Annotated in this window: 15 protein-coding genes and 1 pseudogene; 8 read left to right on the forward strand and 8 right to left on the reverse strand. The window is 71.2% G+C overall.

The window, feature by feature from the left end:
• The 5 genes and pseudogenes from ACFHWU_RS12740 to ACFHWU_RS12760 form a co-directional block, all read left to right on the forward strand.
• Window positions 1–134: pseudogene (locus ACFHWU_RS12740) on the forward strand (IS5/IS1182 family transposase); the annotation flags it as partial.
• Between the two features lie 26 nt (window positions 135–160).
• Complete coding sequence (locus ACFHWU_RS12745) at window positions 161–511, forward strand: hypothetical protein (RefSeq protein ID WP_416590635.1); 351 nt, start codon at window positions 161–163, stop codon at window positions 509–511.
• Window positions 512–634: 123 nt separating this feature from the next.
• Entirely contained in the window at window positions 635–907 is a 273-nt protein-coding gene (locus ACFHWU_RS12750) for a hypothetical protein (RefSeq protein ID WP_416590636.1), read from the forward strand.
• 15 nt (window positions 908–922) lie between these two features.
• Window positions 923–1192 (forward strand): hypothetical protein, encoded by a 270-nt coding sequence (locus tag ACFHWU_RS12755; RefSeq protein ID WP_416590637.1) that lies wholly within the window; start codon window positions 923–925, stop codon window positions 1190–1192.
• Between the two features lie 171 nt (window positions 1193–1363).
• Window positions 1364–2449, forward strand: a complete 1086-nt coding sequence (locus tag ACFHWU_RS12760; RefSeq protein ID WP_416590638.1) for an alkaline phosphatase family protein — start codon at window positions 1364–1366, stop codon at window positions 2447–2449.
• A gap of 45 nt (window positions 2450–2494) precedes the next feature.
• On the opposite strand, the gene ACFHWU_RS12765 is transcribed toward ACFHWU_RS12760, so the two are convergent.
• From ACFHWU_RS12765 to ACFHWU_RS12780, 4 genes are read right to left on the reverse strand one after another with little or no spacing between them, the layout of a single operon-like run.
• Window positions 2495–3730 (reverse strand): MFS transporter, encoded by a 1236-nt coding sequence (locus ACFHWU_RS12765; protein ID WP_416590639.1) that lies wholly within the window; start codon window positions 3728–3730, stop codon window positions 2495–2497.
• Entirely contained in the window at window positions 3708–5675 is a 1968-nt protein-coding gene (locus tag ACFHWU_RS12770; protein ID WP_416590640.1) for a DUF4910 domain-containing protein, read from the reverse strand. Before ACFHWU_RS12770 ends, ACFHWU_RS12765 begins: the two co-directional genes overlap by 23 nt.
• Window positions 5672–7597, reverse strand: a complete 1926-nt coding sequence (locus ACFHWU_RS12775; RefSeq protein ID WP_416590641.1) for an aminotransferase class I/II-fold pyridoxal phosphate-dependent enzyme — start codon at window positions 7595–7597, stop codon at window positions 5672–5674. Before ACFHWU_RS12775 ends, ACFHWU_RS12770 begins: the two co-directional genes overlap by 4 nt.
• Before the next feature lie 5 nt (window positions 7598–7602).
• The gene (locus ACFHWU_RS12780; protein WP_416590642.1) at window positions 7603–8817 is read right to left on the reverse strand and encodes a hypothetical protein; all 1215 of its coding nucleotides are present in this window, start codon (window positions 8815–8817) and stop codon (window positions 7603–7605) included.
• Window positions 8818–8857: 40 nt separating this feature from the next.
• Here ACFHWU_RS12780 and ACFHWU_RS12785 point away from each other — a divergent pair, with 40 nt between their 5' ends.
• The gene (locus ACFHWU_RS12785; RefSeq protein ID WP_416590643.1) at window positions 8858–9880 is read left to right on the forward strand and encodes a GNAT family N-acetyltransferase; all 1023 of its coding nucleotides are present in this window, start codon (window positions 8858–8860) and stop codon (window positions 9878–9880) included.
• On the forward strand, window positions 9877–11052 hold the full coding sequence (locus tag ACFHWU_RS12790) for a hypothetical protein (protein WP_416590644.1): 1176 nt from the start codon (window positions 9877–9879) through the stop codon (window positions 11050–11052). The genes ACFHWU_RS12785 and ACFHWU_RS12790 overlap by 4 nt, the downstream gene beginning before the upstream one ends.
• Window positions 11053–11068: 16 nt before the next feature.
• Here the strand turns inward: ACFHWU_RS12790 and ACFHWU_RS12795 are convergent, their stop codons facing one another.
• The 4 genes from ACFHWU_RS12795 to ACFHWU_RS12810 all read right to left on the reverse strand — a co-directional run bounded on the left by ACFHWU_RS12795 (window position 11069) and on the right by ACFHWU_RS12810 (window position 16073).
• The gene (locus ACFHWU_RS12795) at window positions 11069–11980 is read right to left on the reverse strand and encodes a nucleoside-diphosphate kinase (RefSeq protein WP_416590645.1); all 912 of its coding nucleotides are present in this window, start codon (window positions 11978–11980) and stop codon (window positions 11069–11071) included.
• Window positions 11981–12321: 341 nt separating this feature from the next.
• On the reverse strand, window positions 12322–13596 hold the full coding sequence (locus ACFHWU_RS12800; RefSeq protein ID WP_416590646.1) for a M16 family metallopeptidase: 1275 nt from the start codon (window positions 13594–13596) through the stop codon (window positions 12322–12324).
• Window positions 13593–14777 (reverse strand): hypothetical protein, encoded by a 1185-nt coding sequence (locus ACFHWU_RS12805; RefSeq protein ID WP_416554045.1) that lies wholly within the window; start codon window positions 14775–14777, stop codon window positions 13593–13595. The genes ACFHWU_RS12800 and ACFHWU_RS12805 overlap by 4 nt, the downstream gene beginning before the upstream one ends.
• A gap of 483 nt (window positions 14778–15260) precedes the next feature.
• Complete coding sequence (locus ACFHWU_RS12810) at window positions 15261–16073, reverse strand: DUF6406 domain-containing protein (protein WP_416590647.1); 813 nt, start codon at window positions 16071–16073, stop codon at window positions 15261–15263.
• A 2616-nt stretch (window positions 16074–18689) separates the two neighbouring features.
• On the opposite strand from ACFHWU_RS12810, the gene ACFHWU_RS12815 reads away from it, so the two are divergent.
• Entirely contained in the window at window positions 18690–19424 is a 735-nt protein-coding gene (locus ACFHWU_RS12815) for a hypothetical protein (protein ID WP_416590677.1), read from the forward strand.
• Window positions 19425–21311 lie beyond the last annotated feature (1887 nt).

Genomic DNA, 21311 nt, shown 5'->3' on the forward strand with positions numbered 1-21311 from the left:
ACAAGCAGCGCCACGCGGTCGAGTGCGGGATCAACCGGCTCAAGCGCAACCGTGCCGTCGCTACCCGCTACGACAAGCTTGCGGTCCGGTACGAGGCGACCGTGCAGGTCGCGGCGATCAACGAGTGGCTGTGATCGACTTTGATACACGCCCTAGACCCATGAAACCGCCGCTGTACGGCTACATCCGCCTACTGCCGCCGCACGCCAACACCAGCAACGCCATCGTGGACCAAGCCGAGCGACGCATGCAGCAGTTCGCCGACAGCCACGGCTACGAGCTGATCGCCGTCTTCATCGAACGCGCGACCAGCCGAGCCGCGTTCGACCACCTGATGCATGGCCTCCTCGTCGAGGACGTCCACCACATCATCGTCCCCGCCCACGAAACCCTCTCCGCACACCACAGCCACCTCTTCGACGACCTGATCGAGGAACTTCACGCAGCAGACGTGCTCATCTTCGATTTCGAAGCCATCGACACCTGCGACAGGAGGATGCGGCCATGCTAGGAATCGGGGCAGTCGTCGGCGCGGCGCTGCTCGGCTTCTGCGCCGGGCTGTGGTCATTCAAGGTTAAGTCCAGGTGGTGCCCGGACTGCGGGCGTACGACCTACCCGATAGCGGAACGGCCCGGTGAGTAGCCGACTACTCGCCACACCCGAGCCGAAACCCGGCGACGTACTCATCATCGGCAGGGAAGCCAGCGTCCAGTTCGCCGACGACCGCGCCATCCGACTCCGGGTCATCGCCGTCGACCGCAAATGGACCTACGACGGGTGGATCTGGCTCACCGGATACGTCATCGACCGCCACGGCAACGCCGCCGAACGACGCGAGATCTTCGTCCAGCGCCACGGACTCTACCGACTACCCCGGCGCATAGAAACCCGACCATCGACCAAATGATCAAGAAGGAGAGAAATGATCACCGAAATGCTACGTGACTGGTGGCTACGCTGGCTCGACTGGCACTCCGGCCGGTCCACGGCGTCAAAGCGGCTGCACCACCTGCGCCGCGAGTCGCGGCGACAACGGCAGACGACGCCGGCATCTGTCCGCCACCGCCGACTCGACAGCAACCGGGGACACCACTGGACCACACAGGCGACCGAACTGGTCCCGACCCTGCGCCCGTTGATGACATACGGCCAGCAACTCGGCTACCGGGTCGTCCTGCACGGCTCACCCTGACCGACCCCCGCCGCCGACACCCACCAAGCCGGGATCACCAAGATCATGTGAGGCTGAGATACCTTTCGACCGGCGGATAAGGTATCTCAGCCTCACATGGTGGCGGCGGTTCCGGCCAGCCCGGCGGCGGCGGTGGCGCCGGTGATTCACAAGCCGAGGAGGAGAAGATTTGTGAAGTCGGCTCCGTACACCTCCTTGGCGGACATGCCCGATGTCGTCTGCGACGAACTGTCCCGGGCACGCCGTGGGGTGATCATGCTTGCCGTTGACGGGTTGTCATACGACGCAGCGCTGGCGGCAGGCTGGCGGACCGCCGAGCTGACCCAGTTGGCCAGCACGTTTCCGAGCACGTCGACAACCGCTTGGCTGACCGCCATGACCGGAGTCGGGCCGGCTCAGCACGGCGTACCCGGGATGGTCTACCGCGTCCCCGGCCGTGGCACTCTGGTGTACGCCGTCACCGGCCAGGTGTTGGCGCAGGGGCCGGCCGACCCGGGCGGCGACCCCAGACTCGTGATCGAGCACCCGACCATCTTCGACCGGGCTGCAGGCGACGGCGTGCAGTGCCGCGCGGTGGCCCGGGAGATCGCCCACCTACCCGGCCCATGGGCGCAGGCGCTGCTCCGGGGCGCGACCGTCGTCCCGGCTGCACCGTCGGAGACGCTCGCCCGGCATGCCCGCGACCCTGCGTTGCTGGTTGACGCCGCGATGAAAGAAGTCGACGAGCAGATCGGCGGGCAGGCCGGCGACGTGCGGCGGCGGCAGCCGATGCTCCTGTGGACCTACATCAACCTCGACGACTACCTGCACCGCCACGGCTACAACGAACGAGCCGTGGCGGCCATGGCTGAGCTGGGCAGCCGGGCAGCCCGGTGGGCGCAGGCCGGCTGGACGGTCATCGGCCACTCGGACCACGGCCAGGTCCGGTGCACCCCGGACGAGGACCTGGTGCGGGCATGGTCTGCTCTGGACGATCCGGCACGGCGGTTGCTCCCGGCCGGCGGGGCGGGCCGGGTCCGGTGGCTGTACCCGGCCCCCGGCGACGAAGGCGAGTTTGGCGGCCGACTCGCTGCGGCGCTCGGCTCCTCGGCCCGGATCGTGGCCACGGACGAAGCACTGCGGGACCGGGTAGGCCCGGTGATCGCAGTCGCCGCAGACGAACGCTTCCCCGTGCCGGACACCAGCCTGAGCTGGGAACACGGCGCCGACTCGGCCGACGAAACGGTGGTGCCGCTGGCGATCTGGCGCGGCCGCTGAGACTGCCGTGCCGCCAGGACACGCGGCCGCCAGGACACGGGACCGCTAGGAGGCGGTGCCGACGGGCGAGACGTCAGCCGGCCGCTGCGGCCGTGTCTGGGCCCAAAACGGCAGCAGCGCGGCCCCCACCAGGATGAAGACTGCGGCGACCGCGAAGTAGATCGGCCGGTACCCGACAGTGCCGACGACCAGGGTGCCGACACCGATGCATACGGCGTACGGCGTATTGATGATCGCCTCAGACGCGACGATCGCGCGGCCCTGCAGCTCGGCGGAGGTGCGCCGCTGCACCAGAGTCACCTCGGCGACGAGAATCAGCGGCAACCCCAACCCGACCAGGACCGCCCCGGCGGCGACTCCGGTCAGGGTGGCGGTGCTGGCCGCCGCCAGGCCGACCCCGTTGAGCAGGAAGCCGGCGCAGGCCACGGTGTACTCGCCGTAGCGGCGCATCGCGGGACCGACCAGGAGACCGGCGACGACGCTGCCGGCGCCCTGGACGCCCCCGAGGATCCCGATGATGGCGGTCGGACGCTGCAGCCCGTCGCTGACGAGCGAGAACAGAGCCACGTTGATCATGCCGGCACCGCCGAACGCGACCGCGCTGGCGACGACGATCCGCCGGATGACCGGATGGCGGGCCACGTGCCGGGCCCCGGCGACGACCTCGGTCGCCAGCGAGCCCCGCTGCGTGGCGTCGGCCGACCGGACCAGATCCCGGGGCCGGCGCAGCAGCACCAGCGACGCGACGGACAGGGCGAACGTCGCGGCGTCCACCAGGATGACCGCCTCTATACCGCTGGCGGTGTAGAGCGCGGCGCCGACGACCGGCCCGATCACCCGCATCCCCTGACTGAGACTGCTGAGTACGCCGTTGGCGTTGCCGAGGCTGTCGTCGGGCAGCATCGAGTGCAGCAGTCCGCCACGGGAAGCCCGGTAGATCTGCCCGGAGCAGCCGTACAGGAAAGTGACGACGTACACCAGCCACAGGTCGGCCGTGTCGTCCACTGTCAGCAGTGCCAGGATCAGGACCGCCATCGTCCCGTCGTTGACCGTCATCAGCCACCGGCGCGGCAGCCGGTCCACCAGCAGACCGGTCAACGGCGACAGCAGTACGGCGATCGCCATGAGCAGGAAGACCAGGCCGGCGGCGCTGGTGGATCCGGTGAGGTCCTTCATCCAGATCGCCAACACGATGACCATCATCGTGCTGCCGAACATGTTGAACGCCTGACCGGCAAGGAGCAGCCGCATGTTGCGGTCACGCAGGATGACGGGTCGCATCGATCTCCTCAGCCGCGTCGAGATCCTCAGGATCGGGCACCGGGACGACCCAGCCGGCCCGGTGCAGCATGTCGAAGACCCGGTCGGCGAACGCCACCGAGATGGGGAGTTCGCCGGCCAGCGCCGCCCACCAGGCCGCGCTGCGGCGGCCACGCCGGCCGTCGACGGCCCGCAGCAGCGTGAGTACGCGGGCGTGGCTGCCACCCCGGTCCTCAGCCAGGCGTTCGGCCAGCCAGGCGCGATCGGCGGCGGTGGCGGCCAGTGCCCGGGGATTGACCGGGCCGAGCGCGGCGCGGGCCAGCACCGGACCCGACGCCTCGTCGTCGGCCGACGGCTCGACGCACGGCGCGCGGTCGACAGCGGTGGCGGACACGTCGGCCAGCCAGCGCGCCGTACGGACGATCTCCTCGGTCGGCACACCGGCGTGGGTGAGTGTGCTGACACATCTGCCGACGATCTCGCTGCGGTGGGCCACCCGCCGGACCGACGCGGCGTCGCCGGCCGGGTCCAGCACCGGGCTGCCGTCGTCACGGTACGGGAACGGTGCCGGCGGACGCTGCCGGCCGGGCAGCGCCGCCAGGATGTGCCCGGCGGCCCAGCCGGCACACGCGTCGGCGACGTCGGCGGCCAACGCCGGGTCCGCGCGTCCGCGTACCGCCGCCACGGTCGACGCCGCCACCGTGACGGTGCGACGCAGCTCGGCCGGGTCGACCATGTCGAGTGTGTCAGCGGAGGTGTGGTTGGCCCGGTCCGGCCAGTGCCCGAAGGACATTGTCGGGCACCGGGTCGGCGCGTCCGAGACGAGCGCGTGGTCGGAACCTCCGGAGAACGGCGCGGTGACCGTCTGCCCCGGATCGCACGGCACCGCGCCGCTGTAGGACCGGGCCCGTGCCGGCACCAGGTCGGCGCAGCGTCCGGCCAGGGCCGGCAGAAACGACGGTACGTCGTCCGGCCCTCGCTCGATCATCAGCGAGCTGCCGCAGCGGTACGGGTCCTGCCCGGCCATGTCCACGTTGACCGCCAGGCTGGGCCGCGCCACCGTACCGCCGCCCACGACCTCGTGCAGGTACGCGGCGACACCGACGAACTCGGGCGCCCACAGAAAACGCAGATCCGGTCCGCCGACTGGCCGGGCACCGAGCAGCCGGGCGGTCGCGAGCAGCGCGGCGACGCCGGAGGCGTTGTCGTTGGCGCTGGGCCGGGGGTGGCACAGGTGCGCCGAGAGCAGGAACTCGTCGCCGCCGCCGTCGCCCGGCAGGACCCCGGTCACCACCGGCATGGTGGCCGTCGACCCGGCCACCGCCACCTCGACGGTGACCGCCTCGCCCCGGTCGGCGGCCGCGCTGAGCCTGGCGAGCTGCGCGGCGGTGAGGCTGAAGCCGGCCAACGCCGCACCGGGCAGCAGTTCCAGCCGGCCGACCTGGTCGGCGAACCGGTCGGTCCGGGTGCTGAGCGGGTCTGCGGCGACCGCGACGGCGCCGCCGGCCGCCGCCCGCCGGGCGCATTCCGGAAACGGTACGCGGACGTCGTCCAGCAGCACGAGCGCGCCGGTCGGGTCGGTGCCGGCGCACATCGCCGACCAGCGCAGCAGTGGTGCGGCGACGCCGCCGGCGCGGGTCGGTGCCGAGTACGCCGCGAGGGTGTACGGCTGTGCCGGATAGTCGATCAGCGTCTCGCCGCCGTGCCGGAGGCTGGCCCGCACCGGGGTCCACGACATAGGGGCCTGGTAGGTCCACCACCGCCGGGCCCCGTCTGCCGGGAAGGTGTGCACGGTGACGTCGCGCAGGCCGGCGTCCGCCGCCCGCTGTGCGACGTAGCCGGCCGCTGCGTGGATCCCGGCCGAGGCCTGGTAGCGGTCGTGCCGGGCGACCTCGGCGACGTCGACCATGGCAGCGTCGACGTCGATGCCGTCGTGCACCGCCGCGACCAGCTGGGACAGTCTCATCGGCGGTCCGCCGGGGCGGGTCGACCGCCGGCGGCCCTGGCAGCGGCGGCCGTCATCGCGGCGGTGAAGGCTGCCAGGCGGGCCTCGGACAGCGGGACCGACAGCCGCAGCAGCGCGCCCGGTGGGCCGCCCGGCTCCAGCGACGGCACCTCCTTGGCGAGCACTCCTCGGGCGGCCAGGATCCGGCGTACCCCGTCCTCACCTGGCAGGGCTAGCCACGGCAGCCGGGGGTCGGTCGGCAGTGGGGTGAGACCGGCGGCGATCAGCTGCTCCTCGACGTACGGCTTCACCTGTGCGATCCGGTCCCGCAGTGCGGCCAGCGGATCTTGCTGGGTGAGCAGCGCGGCCGCCAGGTCCAGAGCGAGTGCGCTGACCGCCAGCGGTGGCGCCACCTGCCGGACGACGTCGGCCAGGTCCGGGGCGGCGACGGCGTATCCGACCCGCAGCCCGCCGGCGCAGAACCCCTTGGACATGCTGCGGATGACGACGGTGCCGGGCAGCTCCTCGGTGAGCGGGGCGGCGCTCTGGTCGGGCGGCAGGTAGGCACCGAGCGTCTCGTCGACGACCAGCACGCTGCCGACCGTGGCGCAGGCCTGCGCGACCCGGCGCAGCTGGTCCCCGGTCCAGATCGGGCCGAGCAGGCCGGGCCGGTCGACGACGGTCAGCACCGGCCGGTGGTGGGTCACGGCGGCCACCGCGTCCGCCGGGTCGCGCAGCGACGTGGCCCGGACCTGGCCGCCGGTGGCGCCGGGCAGCTCCGGATGGCCGGCCAGGTCGACCAGGACGGTGCCGCCGTCGCCCAGCCGGGCCAGCGCGTGCAGCAGGCCGGTGGCACCGGCACCGGCGGTGACCCGTTCGGGCGGCAGGTGCCGACCCGGCGGCCAGCGCAGGTACGCGGCGACGATGGGTGCGAGCCGCTGCGCCGCGTACGGGTCGGCGAGGTCGTAGCGGCGTGCCCGCTGGATAGCGGCCGGCCCGGTGTGCAGCGACGCCCACGCGGCGGCCAGCGCGGGTTCGACCGGCCCGGCCTCGTCGGGGGCGGCGCGCAGGTCCAGGGGCTCCGGGACGTGGTCACCGGCAGGTGACGGGTCCGGTGGCGAGCCCGGTGACGGGTCTGGTGGCGTTGGCGGACGGTGACCGTCGAGTGCCGAGGCCACCACCGGTGCCGGTCGGGCGACGTACTGGACGTAGCGGGTGTCCATGGTCAGCGTGGCACCTGCGGTGAAGTCCGCGTCGGTCCGGGCCACGGCGAACCCGGCACGGGTCAGCAGGGTGCCCACCTCGGTCGGGTGGTAGAGGCGCACGTCGTCGGGGAGGACGGCGGTGGTGCCGTCCGGCCGGCGGACGTCGACCCGGCCGCTGCTGCGTCCGGTGGCCGGGTCGTAGCGGCGTTGGAAGTGGAACGCGGTGCCGCCGATGTCCGCGTGTGCCTCGTCGCGGTAGTGCCGGGCGATGGCGAGCACATTGGAATGGTCGAGGATCAGCAGACCGTCGGCGGGTAGCAGGCGGCGTACCGCGCGCAGCAGGCGGAGCTGATCGGCGTCGGTTCCCCAGCCGAATGCCTGTACGCAGATAGCCGCGTCGACGTCGGGCAGCCCCCACCCGGGTGGCTGCGCGCCGAGCAGGTCCACCCGACGCAGGTCGAGGGTGACACCGGCGGCTTCGGCGGCGCTCGCGGCCCGCCGCAGCGCGTACCCGGACACGTCCACCCCGATCACGTCGAAGCCTTGCCGGGCCAGACCGATGGCGTGCCGGCCGACCCCGCAGCCCAGGTCGACCACCCGCCGGCCGGGGGCGTGGGTGGTCAGGACATCCGCAAGGTAGGCGACCTCGGCGGCGGTGCGTTCGGCCGTGTACTCGTCGTCGGCGAACGTCCAGTAGTCGGCCGTGAAGTAGCGCTCGTACCACGGGGTCGGCGGCATGCCGGTCAGGACACGGTGGTGAGTTCGCGACGGGCGAAGAAGTCGCAGACGTCGCAGAGGTCCGGTGCGTTGGCGACACCTTCCTGCTGCAGGTAGACCCCGCCGCAGACGCGGCAGGCCGCCTCCATGAAGGGGAACATGTAGCGCTGCATGTTCTCGAACGCGGAGAACATGTAGTAGTCGATGCCCGGCCACAGGTCGAGCAGATGGTCGGTCATTCCGTACGCCAGGGACCGCTCGTCGGGCCCGGTGGTGAACCGCCCCGGGGTGCCCTGTCGGTTCAGTTCCGGCGCGACCAGCTCCAGGTACAGCGTCAGTTCCTTCTTGGTGATCCGGTACAGCGGGAAGATGTACCGCAGGCCGCCGATCTGCCGGGTCGGGATGCCACCCATCCGGAATCCGCTGGTCATCCAGGTCACCATGCTGGCCAGCAGGTCGTCGGCGTTGAAGCCGAACGCCACCACCCCGGCGCCGCGCGCGTGTGCCTCCTCCTCCAGCATCCGCCGCAGCACCTGGTGGCCGATGACCATCGTCAGGTGGCTGCCCTCGTCGCTGACGATCTCGTTCATCGAGTCGACGAACGTGCCGCGTAGCCGGAACACCCGCTCGACGTCCGCCGCGGTCACGATGACCTGCTCGATCCCCAGCCGTTCGCCGGAGGCTCGGGCGGCGGCGAACGTCGCCGGCTCCTCCCAGTCGGGCAGGCCGGTGATGGTCACGGCCGTCATGTTCAGTGGGGGCAGCCGGTCCCTGGTCCGCTCCAGCAGGGTCAGGTAGGCGACGCTGTCCCGCCCGCCGGACAGCCCGACGATCACGTGGTCGCCGTCGCGCATCACCTCCCGGGACAGGACACTGTCGACGAACGCCTCCTCGACATACTGGATGAAGGCGGGAGCGTCGAACTGCTCGCCCCGGACCTCGATGGCGCCCTTGTCGTCGAAAACGATGCTCTTGGTGTAAACCGAGTTGGGTACCCCGTAGACCTGCCGTTTCGGGCGGCGCATCACATTCAGATCGTAATGCCGGACCTGCCGGACTTCGATGATGTCGTCGACGCCGACAACCGTGGTGTCCTCCGACACCACCTGCCCATCGCGCCAGCTCAACACGGAGTTGACCGGGATGCCGTTGCGGCGTAACACGTCGACCAGAGGCTGCCCCGCCGCCGCAGCCAATTCCTCGGTCGTGCCGACCTTCGTGTGGTAATAGACTGACGCCATTGTGCAACCATAGATGCCCGCCGGTGTCCGGTACAGTGCGATGATGATCCGCTCCATCGTCGTCGAGCACTACGACGACCCACGGGCGGCGTCGCGGGCCGGGTGGGATGCGGTCGCCGGCAGCGGTGACACACCGGTCTTCTATCAGGACGGCTACCTGTCGGCGTACCACGATGCGCCGCTCGCGCCGCTGGAGCGGCTCGGATACCTGGTGGCCCGGGAACCGGCCGGACGGCCGGTGGCCGTCCTACCGATCGCGCTGCACCGGCTCGCCGACCCGATCGGCGGGCTCCGCCGCCTGCATCCCGGCATCGAACGGGACAGCGCGTTGCTCAGCCACGTCTGGCACTGCTACGACACCCAACTGCTCGGCGCGGTCACCCGCACCGACGTGGTCACCGAACTGCTGGACACCCTGCGCCGGCTCGCCGATGACTGGAGGGCCCGCTGGTACGGGTTGGTCAATGTGGACTCGTCAGGCCCGACGGCGGCCGCGCTCACCGCCGCCGGGCTGACCGGGCGGCACCTGGTGGACCGTTACTCCACCGACCTGACCGGCCTCACCTCGTACGAGGACTATCTTGCCCGGCTGGCTCCCCGGCCCCGGGCCAACCTGCGCCGCAACGAGCGTCGGGCGATCGACGCCGGTTTCGTCTGCGACGTGACCACACCGGACGGCGCGGACCTGGTCGAGATCGCCGAGCTGTGCGACCGGACCGCCGCCCGGTTCGGCAACGCCGGTTTCTACCCAACCGAGACGTTCACCCGGTTCGTCACCGCCCTCGGCCCGGCCGCGCACGTGCTACGAATCCGTCAGCGGGGCACGCTCGTCGCGGCCGGGGTGTGCCTGACCGACCAGCACCGCTTCCACACCTGGACCTGCGGTGTCGAATACCGTGTCGACGGCAACGCCAGCCCGTACGCGGCGTTGTTCACCGAGTCGGTCCGGCTGGCGTTGCGGCTGGGCCGGCCGATCCTGGAGGGCGGGCGCAGCAACGACATCTTCAAACGTCGGCACGGGCTGACCGCCCGCCGGCTCGACGCCTACGTGATGCGGCTGTGAACTACCGGCTACGCGTCCATCCGGGCATCGCCCCGCAGTGGGAGCGGTTGACCGCCGGCGGGCCGATGCTGACCACACCGGGCTGGCTGCGTGCGATGGCGGGCCGACTCGGCGGGCGTACACTCACCTTCGTCGTCGAACAGGGCGGCGCGGCGTGCCTGGCCCTGCACGCCACCGTGCAGCCCGTTCCCCGCCCCGGTGAAGTGTTCGACCTGCACCACGTACTGGTCAGTGAGGCTCCCGCGCTGCCGCTGACCGAAGCGTCGCGGGCCGCGCGGGCCGAGTTGTCGAGGCGGGCCGAGATGTCCGGGCGGGCCGTGCCCGAGCCGTCCCGCTGGACACCGAACCTGCTGGTGATGCTGCCCGGCTACGAATGCCTCCCCGTCGGGCCGGCGGCGACCAGCCCGGCCGCGCTCGCGGTCGCCGTCGACGGCATCCTGGACTGGGCCGCGAACGCGGGCATCGCGACGGTGGCGTTCCTCTACACCAGACCAGAGGCGACGGCGTTGACCGGTGCCCTGTCCGCAGCCGGGTTCGTGGCGATGCCACTGTCACTGACCTGGGAGCTTCCGGTACCCAGCGGCGGGTTCGACGCCTACCTGGCGTCGCTGCCCCGTAAACGGGCGGCGGAAGCAGGGCGCGAGCTGGCCCGGCTCACCGCCAACGGCGTACGGCTGCGTCATCTGCCCGGCGATGCGATCACCCCGGTGGTACCGGCGCTGGCCCGGCTGCGCGGCCAGTTGGTCAGCAAGTACCGGGGCGGCTGCGACGAGGGGGCCGAGCGCGGCCGGCTGGAGTCGCTGCTGCACGGTGTCGCCGGCGGCCGCGCACAGGTGGTCCTCGCCGACGCCGGGGACACCGTCGTCGGGTTCGCGCTGTTCGCACCGTTCGGTGACGGGTGGCAGTGTCTGGCCCTCGGCTACGACTACACCGATCGCCGGTCGCGGTTCGCCTACTTCGGCACGGCGTTCTACGGAGCGGTCCCGCTCGCCTCGGCGCAGGGTGCCCGCCGGATCGGCTACGGACAAGGCTCGGCGCGGGCCAAACAGGACCGGGGATGCGTCGGTACGCCGCTGACGGCCTGGCTGCACTCGACCGATCCTGAGCTGATGGCCACGGCGCGGACCGCCGCATCGACGACCGCCCTCATCCCTGGACAGCGAACGTCCTGATCCCGGCGACGGCAGGTCACCGGCGCGGCGCAAAACGGCGTGAGGTGGCGAGCACCAGGCGTTCCCACGGGTCGAGCCGGGCGCCGTGGACCGCGAGAAGGTCCTGCACCCGGACCGGGTCGGGCCCTGGCCGGTCGGGGGTGAACTCGGCGGCCAGGATCGGCGCGAGTGGATGCCCGCCGGCCAGCAGCCCGGCGGCCTTCTCGCCGGCCCCGGCGGCGGCGAGACCGCTGAGGTCATCAGCCAGCAGATCGGCCGCGCTGCGGCGGGCGGAGTCGGACAGCTCTGGCCAGGCCAGGGCGAGGACCCGGGCGCGCAGACCGGCCAGGACCTGCGGGTATCCCCGGCGCTCGGCGGGAGCGCTCCGGCTGAGCAGATCGAGCAGGGTACGCAGGTCGGCCGGGTCGCTGCCGTCGTACCCCCCAGGCCCGTCGCCAGCTCCGCCGAACCCGGTGCCGGATCCGCCCTCGAACCCGCCGTCGGTGAAGACCTCGCTCTCCCGCTGGGAGTCGGCAGGGGTGTCGGAGCTGTGCATCAGAGCCAGCATGACGTTGATGGAGCCGAGGTCGGCACGGATCGTGCCAGGGCTCGCGTCAGCGGGATCGCTCGCCCCTTTGGCCAGGCGCAGCCGTGCGTGGCTGGGATGTCGCGGGTCGGGCCGGACGTCGCGGACCATAAGCGCCACCGTCGGGCCGAAGTCGAAGAGCTGGTCGACGAGACGGTAGAGGTACGCCTTCCACACCTGGGTGATGTTGCGTTCGTGGAACGCGTCCAGGTTGGTCGGCCGGTGCCACAGCACCCGCCACGCCATTGGCTGGAATCCCTGGTCGACCACCCGGTCCACGATCTGCCCGCCGAGGTGGCGGGCGAGGGCATCGGGGGCGAGCAGCATGAAGACCGTACGCTCCCAGTCGACTGCTTCACTCACGCGGAGGCTCCTTCGCCACGGAATGGGGCCGGGTGCGGCCCCGGACCTGCCGGCGGCCGCACCCGTCGTCTGTTTCAGGTCACCGCTTCTTCTTTTTTACGACCGGGCGCCGTGTGTGGACAGCTTGGCGGTTCATCCTGGCCTCCTTCCCGGGTCGAGCGCCGGATAGTCCGTCGGTCGGCGGATCAGCGAGCGGTTGTGCGGCCGGCAAGGGATGGTCACTTGCGGGTCGTTGTCGTCTTCTTCTTCACCCGCGGCCTGCGGCCGAACTTCATGTTTCGGTTCACCCTTTCCCTCCCTTCCATCGGTAGGCGGTCTGCTGGGTGGGCCGCTGCGGGCTGTCACCCGCCGGCGGTGGCCACCACCAGTTGGTCCGCCATGGACACGGCGGCGTTGTGGACCTGCTGTGGGGTGGCAGCTGCAATCCGGTCGGCGTACTCGGCCACCGACCAGCCGGCACTGCCGCCCAGCAGAGCGTGCCGGCCCAGCAGGAGAGTTTCATCGACGGAGGCCTCGGCATCGAGCCGGACCAGCCCGGCAGCGCGTCGGCGGGCCACCGCCACGCGGGCGTCGCTCCAGCCGTCCGCCACCGCCGACCGTACGAGGTCGACGGCAAGCCGGGCCACCTCGTCGCGGTGCTCGACGGCGGTGGTGACCGCGATCCGCCAGACGCCGGTATCGGCGTAGCCGCTGAGGTCGCCCCAGATGTCGTAGGACAGCCCCAGATTGGTACGCAACTGCTCGACGAGGACCGATGTGTTGCCCCCGGCGAACAGTTCCATCACCACCTCGGCAGCGGCGAGCCGCGGATTGGCCAGGGCGAAGGCGGGTCCGCCGAGCACCACCGCCGCGGTGTCGCCGAGCAGCGGATGATCCAGCCGCCGGGACTGTTCGCCGGAAGCCAATGCCGGCAACGGGATGGGGAGCCGGGACGGCTCGGCCGCGGGCCGGTCGGCGCGGGCGCTCTGGTGCGTTACGGACAGGCCGGCGAGGGCGCTTCGCGCCGTCGCAGTGGTCACGGCGGCGGGGGTGACACCGCCGGTGACCACGACGGCGACTCGTCCGGCCCGCACGTGGCGGCGGGACCAGGCGGTGACCTCGGCGGCGGTGAGCCGGAGCGCGTCGGCGGGGCTGCCGCCGACCGGCCGGCCCATCGGGTGGTCGCCGTACATGGCGGCGAAGAACACGTCGTGGACGATGTCCGTGGGGTCGGCTTCAGCCAGGCGCAGCTCCTCGATGACCACCCGACGTTCGGCCTCGACGAGGACCGGGTCGAACTCGTTGGCCGTCGCGGCCTCGGTGAGCAGGTCCAGTACGGCCAGCGCGTCCACTGTCGGTACCCGCGCGTACAGGACGACGTAGTCGCGGGCGGTGGTCGCGTTGCCCTCGCCACCGTACGACTCGATCTCATCGATGACCCGCATCTTCCGGCCGGGCGGCACCGCCTGCATGACCAGGTGTTCGAACAGGTGGGCGATGCCAGGTGAGGTTTCGTCGCGGGATCCGGCGAGGATCCACACCGACACGGTGGTGATCTCGGCACCCGGCCGGTGACGGGTCAGCACCCGGATGTCGTCGTCCAACGCCCGCCCGACGATCTCGGCGGCGGCGGTCACGGATTCGCTCCGGTGGTCGCCGGACTGGGCACCGGGCCGGACAGTTCCGCCACGGTGTCTTCGTCGACCTCGTCGCCGATCGTCAACAGGAACCTGCCGACCGGGCTGTCCACCCAGGCCAGCCGACCACGCTCGTGCAGTGTGGCGGTGGGGGCAGCACTTCGCGGGGCGCCGTCCAGTGGCAGGCCGAAGGCCAGCACCCCGGCCCGGACGGACGCACCGGCGGAGAGCCGCTCGGCGGCCGCCGCCCAGGACCGCTGTTCGATGCGGGCGGAGGCACCTTTGATGTTTCGACGCTGCAGGTGGCGAGCCATGCCGGTGAGGGGACGGCGCAGCACGGCAGCACTGCTGATCGCCCGGCGGGCGCGGGTGTCCAGTTGGTTGCGCCGGGGCGGCGGTGGCAGTGGTGGCAGGCTCGTCCGCGCGACGAGCGCGGCAAGTTCGGCGTACTCCGGCCACAACCCGAGTGCGGTCAGTGCCCGGGTGAGCGTCGCCAGTTCGTCCTCGGAGGCCGAGGCCACCAGCAGGCTGGCGTCGATCAGGTCCCGGGCCCGGAAGCGTTGCTCGAAGCGCTCGTACAGGAGCATCAGGGTGTTCTTCACCGCCGGTGCCCGCCACGGTTGCGGCATGGCAGTCAGCGGTCGTACTCCGGCCAGGTCACCCAGCGACCACCAGGTGGCGATCTCCACGCCGTACGGCAGGACGAAGCGGGATTCGTGCGGGCGTCGCAAACTCACCATCATGTGGAGACGACCGCCGAAACATGCGAACGTGCCGGTGTGCAGGTCCCACCCATCGTCGATGAGCAGAGCTGCCGCTCGCCACAGAGCGGCCTCGGTGCCGGCGACGTAGTCGAGATCGTTCATGGTGCGACCAAGACCGGCCGGGTAGCGGTCGGCTACCTCCAGCCCTTTGATCGGAGTCAGGTCGCTGACGCGTGCGGCGAGCTCGGCCGCCACGGTGCGGTAGAACGTGACCCGCGAGGTGGCCAACTCGAGATCGTGGGCAATCCCCGGGTCGAGGGTGACGCCGTCCGCAGCCCACGCGGAGTACAGGGTGGCGGTCAGGGACGGCTGTCCTTGGCGTAGTGCCGCGACCGCCTCGGCCGGATCCTCGAGCGGCTCACCGCAACAGACGCTCAACGCACTAAGGACATCGTCCGCCGACAATTGGAAGGTCACGGCACGGTGCTCCTCGCGGGCTCGGCGACGCCGGCGTTCGCACCGCGCGGCGACGCCGAGCGCCCGACGGCGGTGCGCTAGTAGTTGGGCAGGCAGTCCGTGCAGGTCGTGCGGAACTTGACCACCTGGACCGCCTGGCGACGCGCGAGCATCTTCTCGACCCGGCTCGGAGTGAGCAGCGTGGGCGCGACAACCGTGTCTTTCCTGACGCTAGTGGAATTCTTCACTTCATCCCCTTGCTAGGAAAAGTGGTGGCGTATTCGGCTGATCGTACGGATCTCGCCACACGCAGTCAATGCACAGATCTCAATCGCCAGCCAGGGATAGGGAATCGATCAGCACCAAACTAGTGAATGCCGGATAAAAGCTGGTAGTCACCCAAAACCGACCAATCACCGCCACCTAGGACGGGAGTCCTCAAGATCACTTGACGAAAATTCGGACGACACGCCGACGCCAGCCCGAATTTTCGTCAAGTGATCTTCACGCTACGCCTGGCGCATCGAGCGGGGTGAGCCGGCCGAGAAAATCGCCGAACGACCAGCCCATGCTGGTAGTGATCACCTGTCGCTCCCGCCAGGCGATCGCATCTGCCGTACCCGGGCCGGCCAGCAGGTCCTTCGGCAGGAAGCCGACGCTGCCCGGGCGGGGTTCCTTCAGCCGAAGCAGCAGCAGACCCTCCATCGGGACCGCGATGACAACGAAGTCCGTCGACAACTTCCCGACCCGCCACTCCCGCTCCGCGGCCAGCAGGTCGTACGCCGGATACTCCGGATGGACCCCCAACAGCGGCCGCCCCGGAAACAGCGTGAACGGCGCACCCGGCACCCACTGCGGCTCCACCGGCTGCATACCGTTCGTCTGCGACAGCCAGTCCCGGTAAGCCCAGGGCAGCGGGCGCCCCAACCCCTGCTCCAGCGCCTGCAACTGACCCTCATCGAGCAGGCCGAACGGCTGCCGCTTCGCCGGCCGCCACCCTGTCACCGCCGTCGACTCGTCCACCACCGGCGGTGCCTCACCCGGCGCCAGCCGCCGCACCGTGACCCGCCACCGGCCAGCATTCTCGAAATGCGCCCCAGCGAAGTACCAGGTCTCATCGCCAACGGGGAAGGTGTCACCCAACTCGCACCGGTGGCTATGCTCTGCGCTGTAGGGGCCGCGCTCCATCACGTCCAGCCTCACCCAGACCGTTCCGCGCCGCTCCAGCCGACGGACCCCGACATCTGCCGGTCCTACCGGTGCGACAGCATTGTTCGGGATGGTTACCAAATCGAGCGACGACCGGTAAGCAGCCATGCTTCCTCCTGTCCGGGTCCGTCAGCCGACTATTGAATCACTCAGCGATGCTTCGTCCGGCAGAACGAAGCCCAACTCGGCGGAGGCGATCCGCTCTGCTTCGGTCCGGGCCACAGGCCGCAACTGGTCGCCTGTCCCGGCGACTACGCCGAGATCTGACGCTGCGGAGACGTCGCCACCCGGACCGTAAACAAGGATCCGCTGGTCGGCTGCTTCGGTCACGACCACGACGATCCCCCCGGATCGCCCGCTCGACGTCCGGATCGCGTAGTAGACGATCATCGGCTCGTCTCGGTCGACAGCGGTCCGGCCGAACCCTGACGTCACCGAGGCAGCTACCCCGCCAGCCGACGCTGCCACAGGCACGGGTTCGGTCAACCCGACGGCCGGCTTGTGCTCGATGCTGCTCGGTGGCCCGAGAGACAGCGGTCCGGGCTGAGTCGGTGCGACCCGGTCGAGATGCGCGAAGTCCCTACTCATCCAGTCCAAGAAGGCCCGGGTCGGCATGGGCTGGGGATGCCACTTGTTCCACGGATTACGGAGCTGGACATGCCCGTTGCTCACACCCACCAACTCGTACGCATGCCCGTCTCGCAAGTCGAACGGAAGTTCATCGTCCGGACCCAGCCCGTACTCGTCGATCCCCTTGGTGCTGACGATGACCGGATTGCCGTCGGACAGCAGCCGGCTGAGCATCGCCTCGACTGTGGGTTCGTTGCCCGGCGATACGTCGAACCGTCCCATCCGGGCCGGCAGGCCGGTCAGTTGGGTCAGCACCTCCGCCCACAGATCGGGAGTGCTGCCGGGATCCATCCGGGCGTAGCCGCGCGGCGCGGCCTGGTTCGGGTCTGACCAGCCCTGCCAGCCCCGCCACTGCTGCTGCCAGGCGACCTGCCGGGACTCGGTCCAGGTCCGGTCGACCGCCGCCAGCGCCTTCTCCAGGATGCTCGCCCACGCCGCCCCGACCTCTGGTTGCGAGGCGTATGCGGCCCTCGGCGGCGGATCGGCGAGGACCGGCACATCCGGGGTGACGGTGATCCGCAGCCGTCGGCCGGTCGGGGTGGTGCGGTCGCCAGGGAGGCTGCTTTCGTGCAGCAGGACGTCGACCGTCCCGTCCGGGTTGGGACGGAACAAATTACCGATCGTCTGCGGGCTGTGCCCGGCGACCGCGCCGATCGAGGCGAGCATGCCGCAGTCACCAAGAATGCCCTGCTGCACCTGCTCCCGCCGGGGCATCCCACGCCAGAGTGGCACTGAAGCACCCGAGTAGGGGTCGACTGGTCGCCCGTACCCGACCGAATACCTGCGCGTCGACTCGGACGGCAGGGTGGGGCGGTCGGCGTACACGTGGATCTCGGTCGGGCCGACGGCGAGCGGTGCTGCTTCCGGCGCTTGCTCGACCGGCGCGCTCGGCGCCAGGTTGAGGATTGCCCGGGTCAGAGCGTCCGAGACCAGCACCATGGTGCGGGTCTGCGCCAGGTAGTGGAAGCTGTGGCTGCCGAGCAGCTGGGTGATCGCCGGGCTCGACCCGTACGTCGCGGTGATCGTCGCATACGCCCGGCGGACGTCCTCGGCCAACAGCGCCCGCCGGCCGGCGTCGGTCGCCAGGTCGAAACCCGGGTGTACGCCGCCCACGTCGATCTGCGGCGCGTTCGCCAACACGTACGGGCTGATGTCGACCTGGCCGGTCAGGTCGACGTACACCCCGTCGCGGGCGATCCGCGCGGCCAGCGCCGGATCGACGGCCCGCAGCTGGACGAGCTGATCGGCGCGCAGCCCGATCACCTGACCGGCGGAGGCCGGCAACATCGGCAGGCTCTGCTGACCGTGCTCGGCATCGACGGCGAGCCGGTGCAGCTGCTCGGTGAGCTGCGGCGCGAACGGAACGTACCCGTTGTGCACCAGCCGGGCCCGGTAGTCGCGCTGCTGGGCACGTTGCGGCTCGGTCAGCGTCGCCGGGTCCGCGCCGAGCACCGCCAGGACGGTCTCCGGAGCGATCACCGGTGAGGTGAGCCGCAGCAGCAGGTTCGCCAGGTCCGGCGGCAGCTGCGCCCACCGCGCGTACGCCTGCGGGGTGCCGCCGGTCAGGCCGAGCTGGTCGACGAGTACGCCGATCTCGGCACGCAGCGCCAGCCGGGTCGGCGGGTCGGCGGCGGTGTAGCGGGCCGCCAGCGCCCGGATCCGGGTCAGCCGGGGATCGGCTGGTCCACCGTCCCGACTCGCGGCCAGATCTGGTGCCCGCTGATCCGGCCCTGCCGCCTCGCCGCCGCGTACTGCTTCATGACCACCGGTATCGGCAGGCTGCTGTGCACCGTCACCGTCCCCGACTGGTCGATGATGTATCAGCCCATCCCGACGTGCGCCCCCGTCGCCCGCTGTTCGGTCGACGGTGTCTCCTTCGCCAGCCAGCCGAACTCGAACGGATGCAGCTCGATCGGATTCGCCGTCCCGACCAGCCGTTCGATCAGTTGCTGCGCGTCGTCCTTTGTCATCGCCCGGCACTCCACTTGTAGTCGTGGGTGGCGTCGATACGCTGCGGTCATGTCCGACGCCAGCGACGCCCGGCCCGCCGTCAGCGACACCCTGTACGCCGCCATTCTCGCCGACCCCGACGACATGGACCTGCGGCTGCGCTACGCCGACGCCATCGAACCCACCGACCCCGACCACGCCGAGCTGATCCGCGCCGAGATCGCCTGCGACCTGGCCGTCGTCGCCGGCAACCCGGTCAGCGACGAGTTGTCCGATCGGGCCGCCGTACTCAGCCACCGGCTGACTCCCCGACTCGGCGCGCCCGTCGCCGGCCTGGTCACCAACTGGCTCGTCCGGCGCGGATTTGCCGAGTTCGTCAAGCTGCCGGGGGCCGACTTCCTCGACCGCGGCGCGGAGATCTACCGCCGGGTTCCGGTCCGCCACGTCTGGCTCACCGATGTCGGTCCGGACCTGATCGGCCCGATCGCCGCGAGCCCGCTGCTGGCCCGACTCACCAGCCTCGGACTGAACAACAACCCGATCGGCGACGACGGACTGCGCACCCTGCTGGCCTCCCCGTACCTGCGCCAACTCCGCTGGTTGGGCCTGGTCAACTGCGGCATCACCCCGGTGGGTGCCGAACTGTTTGCCGAACTCGCCCCCCGGGTCCTGCCCCACCTGCGGTTCGTCTACTTCGCGCGCAACCGCGCCAAGCTCGTTCCCTACGGTGCCGGCTTCGACGCCGTCGGTGGGCAGGACCCGATCGACGTCTACGTTCCGGAGATCGCCGAGCGGATCACCGCCGAGCACGGACCGCTGCCCTGGCTCGACCCCGACATCGCCTGGCGGGGTGGGTACGTCGACTTCGGGCAGGTGTGACCGGGGTGGTGGCGAGCTTCGGTTGGCCTCGGCGATCCGCTGGGCGTGGAAGCGGATACTCGGCGGGATGTTGCGTGAGTCGTCGGGCAGCGCTGCGGCCAGTTTGCCCAGCTCGGACTCCACCGATTGCCGGAACTCGCCGAGCGACAGAATGAGCGGGCGGGCCACCGCAGCGGCACCGAGGATCCGCAGCTGGCCGGAGGCGTCGGACAGGCCGAGAAGGTCGTGGCTGCCGCCACGGGCGGTTGCCGGCCCGTGCAGCGGGCGCAACTCCAGTGTGCTGGCCAGGGCGGCGACCCCGCCCGGGTATTCGGGGGCCTGGCCGGTGGAGAGGACCACCCGGTCGTACTCCTGGCGGGTGCCATCGGTGAACTCGACCAGGAACGTACCGTCCAGCGTGTGCCGAGCGGAGACGATCTCGCGCAGGGTCTGACCGATCCGGCTATCGGTGGCGGCCACGTCGTACGCGCCGACGTCGGGCAACGTGTTGCGGCGGTTGTAGCCGCCGGAGAAGCTGCGCTGATACCGCAACTCGGCATCCCGGGCCGGGTCCCCGGTGCGGTCGGCCGGCGGCAGCCCGACCGCGCGGGCCGACCAGTCGATCGTGGCCGCCGGTGACGCGGCGGCCTGCTCGATGTCCCAGGCCCCGGAGGCGCCCGCGCCGAACACCAGCACCCGGTCACCCGGCTGGTACGCGTCGGCCAGGTTCTGCCCACCGAAGTCGACCCGGGGACGGGCTGGCCGAGGGTCGGTGAACCGGCCGTCGGCGTCGAAGCCGAGCCGCTGCGCGACGCCGGCCGGCAGCGCCGCCGAGTGGACCGGGGAGCCGTCCGGCGCGTACGGCGTGCCGGACGTCCGGTCGACCGCGTACCCGCTGTCCGGATCGACCACCAGCGGATCGGTGAGCCGGCCGGCGGTGTCAGCCAGCAGCGGCGGGTCGTCCTGGCTGGTACCCGTGCCGGTCAGGATGTCGGTGTCGGTGCCGCCGAGGACCGTACGGACCGGGGCGGGCAGCGTCGCCGGGTCGACGGACAGGCCGGTCGGGTCCCGGAACACCGGCACCGGACCGGAGAGGTCGACCTGGTAGCCGGTCGCCGGGTCGACGTACCGGCCGGTGGTCGACGCCGGCGCGGCCGGCACCCGCGCCGGGCCCGGACCGGCGGCGATGTCCACGGTGGCCGCGTAGAAACTGCGCTCGCCGATCGTCACCCGGTAGGTGGCGTGGGCCGGCCAACCGGCGGCGTCGGTCGGGCGGGGGGTGATCGCGGTCGCGGTGCCCTGGTAGCTGGGCATCCCGGTGTACGCGCGGGCCGCGCCGACCGCCGCCGCGAAGTCGCTGGCGAGGGCGAACTGGGTGCCTTCGTCGGCGAAGTCCGCCGGCTGGAACGGCAGCCCGGGGATCTCCAACTCGGTGGGGACCTGCCCCATCAGCAGCTGCTGCCGGTCGGCCCACGGGTCGTGGCCCTGCGACACCGCCAGCACCGGCGGCAGGCCGTCCCCGGTGTCCGGCGGCGCGTCGAGGGTGGCGAAGTCGGCCGTGGCCGCCCAGCCGCCGCCGATGACCAGCCGGTCGAAGACGTGCCGCGGGTCGGCGTCGAGTGCCGCGTCCACCCGGTCGGTCAACGCCAGGTCAGCCCGGTCGCGGGCGGCGGTCGCCTGCGCGGCCCACTGGCGGGCCGCCGCCCGTACGTCGGCCTGTACCACCCGGATCTCGTCGGCCAGGCCGGGTCGGTCGCGGGCGACCGTGAGCAGCCCGGCGAGGTCCGCGAAGGCCGGCCCCAACTGGGTACGGACGGCAGCGAACCGGGCATCCGTGGCGGCCAGCCCGACCACCGGTACGTTCGGCACCAGGCTGTGCACCCGGTGCCCCGGGTACGGTTCCAGCAG

Origin of the sequence: Micromonospora sp. LOL_015, assembly GCF_048060275.1 — a bacterium.
GTDB lineage: Bacteria > Actinomycetota > Actinomycetes > Mycobacteriales > Micromonosporaceae > Micromonospora_E.

Coding starts and splice junctions, on each gene's coding strand:
- ACFHWU_RS12745 (WP_416590635.1), top strand. CDS start 161: ATGAAACCGCCGCTGTACGGCTACATCCGCCTACTGCCGCCGCACGCC.
- ACFHWU_RS12755 (WP_416590637.1), top strand. CDS start 923: ATGATCACCGAAATGCTACGTGACTGGTGGCTACGCTGGCTCGACTGG.
- ACFHWU_RS12775 (WP_416590641.1), bottom strand. CDS start 7,597: ATGCCGCCGACCCCGTGGTACGAGCGCTACTTCACGGCCGACTACTGG.
- ACFHWU_RS12785 (WP_416590643.1), top strand. CDS start 8,858: ATGATGATCCGCTCCATCGTCGTCGAGCACTACGACGACCCACGGGCG.
- ACFHWU_RS12765 (WP_416590639.1), bottom strand. CDS start 3,730: ATGCGACCCGTCATCCTGCGTGACCGCAACATGCGGCTGCTCCTTGCC.
- ACFHWU_RS12810 (WP_416590647.1), bottom strand. CDS start 16,073: ATGGCTGCTTACCGGTCGTCGCTCGATTTGGTAACCATCCCGAACAAT.
- ACFHWU_RS12780 (WP_416590642.1), bottom strand. CDS start 8,817: ATGGCGTCAGTCTATTACCACACGAAGGTCGGCACGACCGAGGAATTG.
- ACFHWU_RS12770 (WP_416590640.1), bottom strand. CDS start 5,675: ATGAGACTGTCCCAGCTGGTCGCGGCGGTGCACGACGGCATCGACGTC.
- ACFHWU_RS12815 (WP_416590677.1), top strand. CDS start 18,690: ATGGACCTGCGGCTGCGCTACGCCGACGCCATCGAACCCACCGACCCC.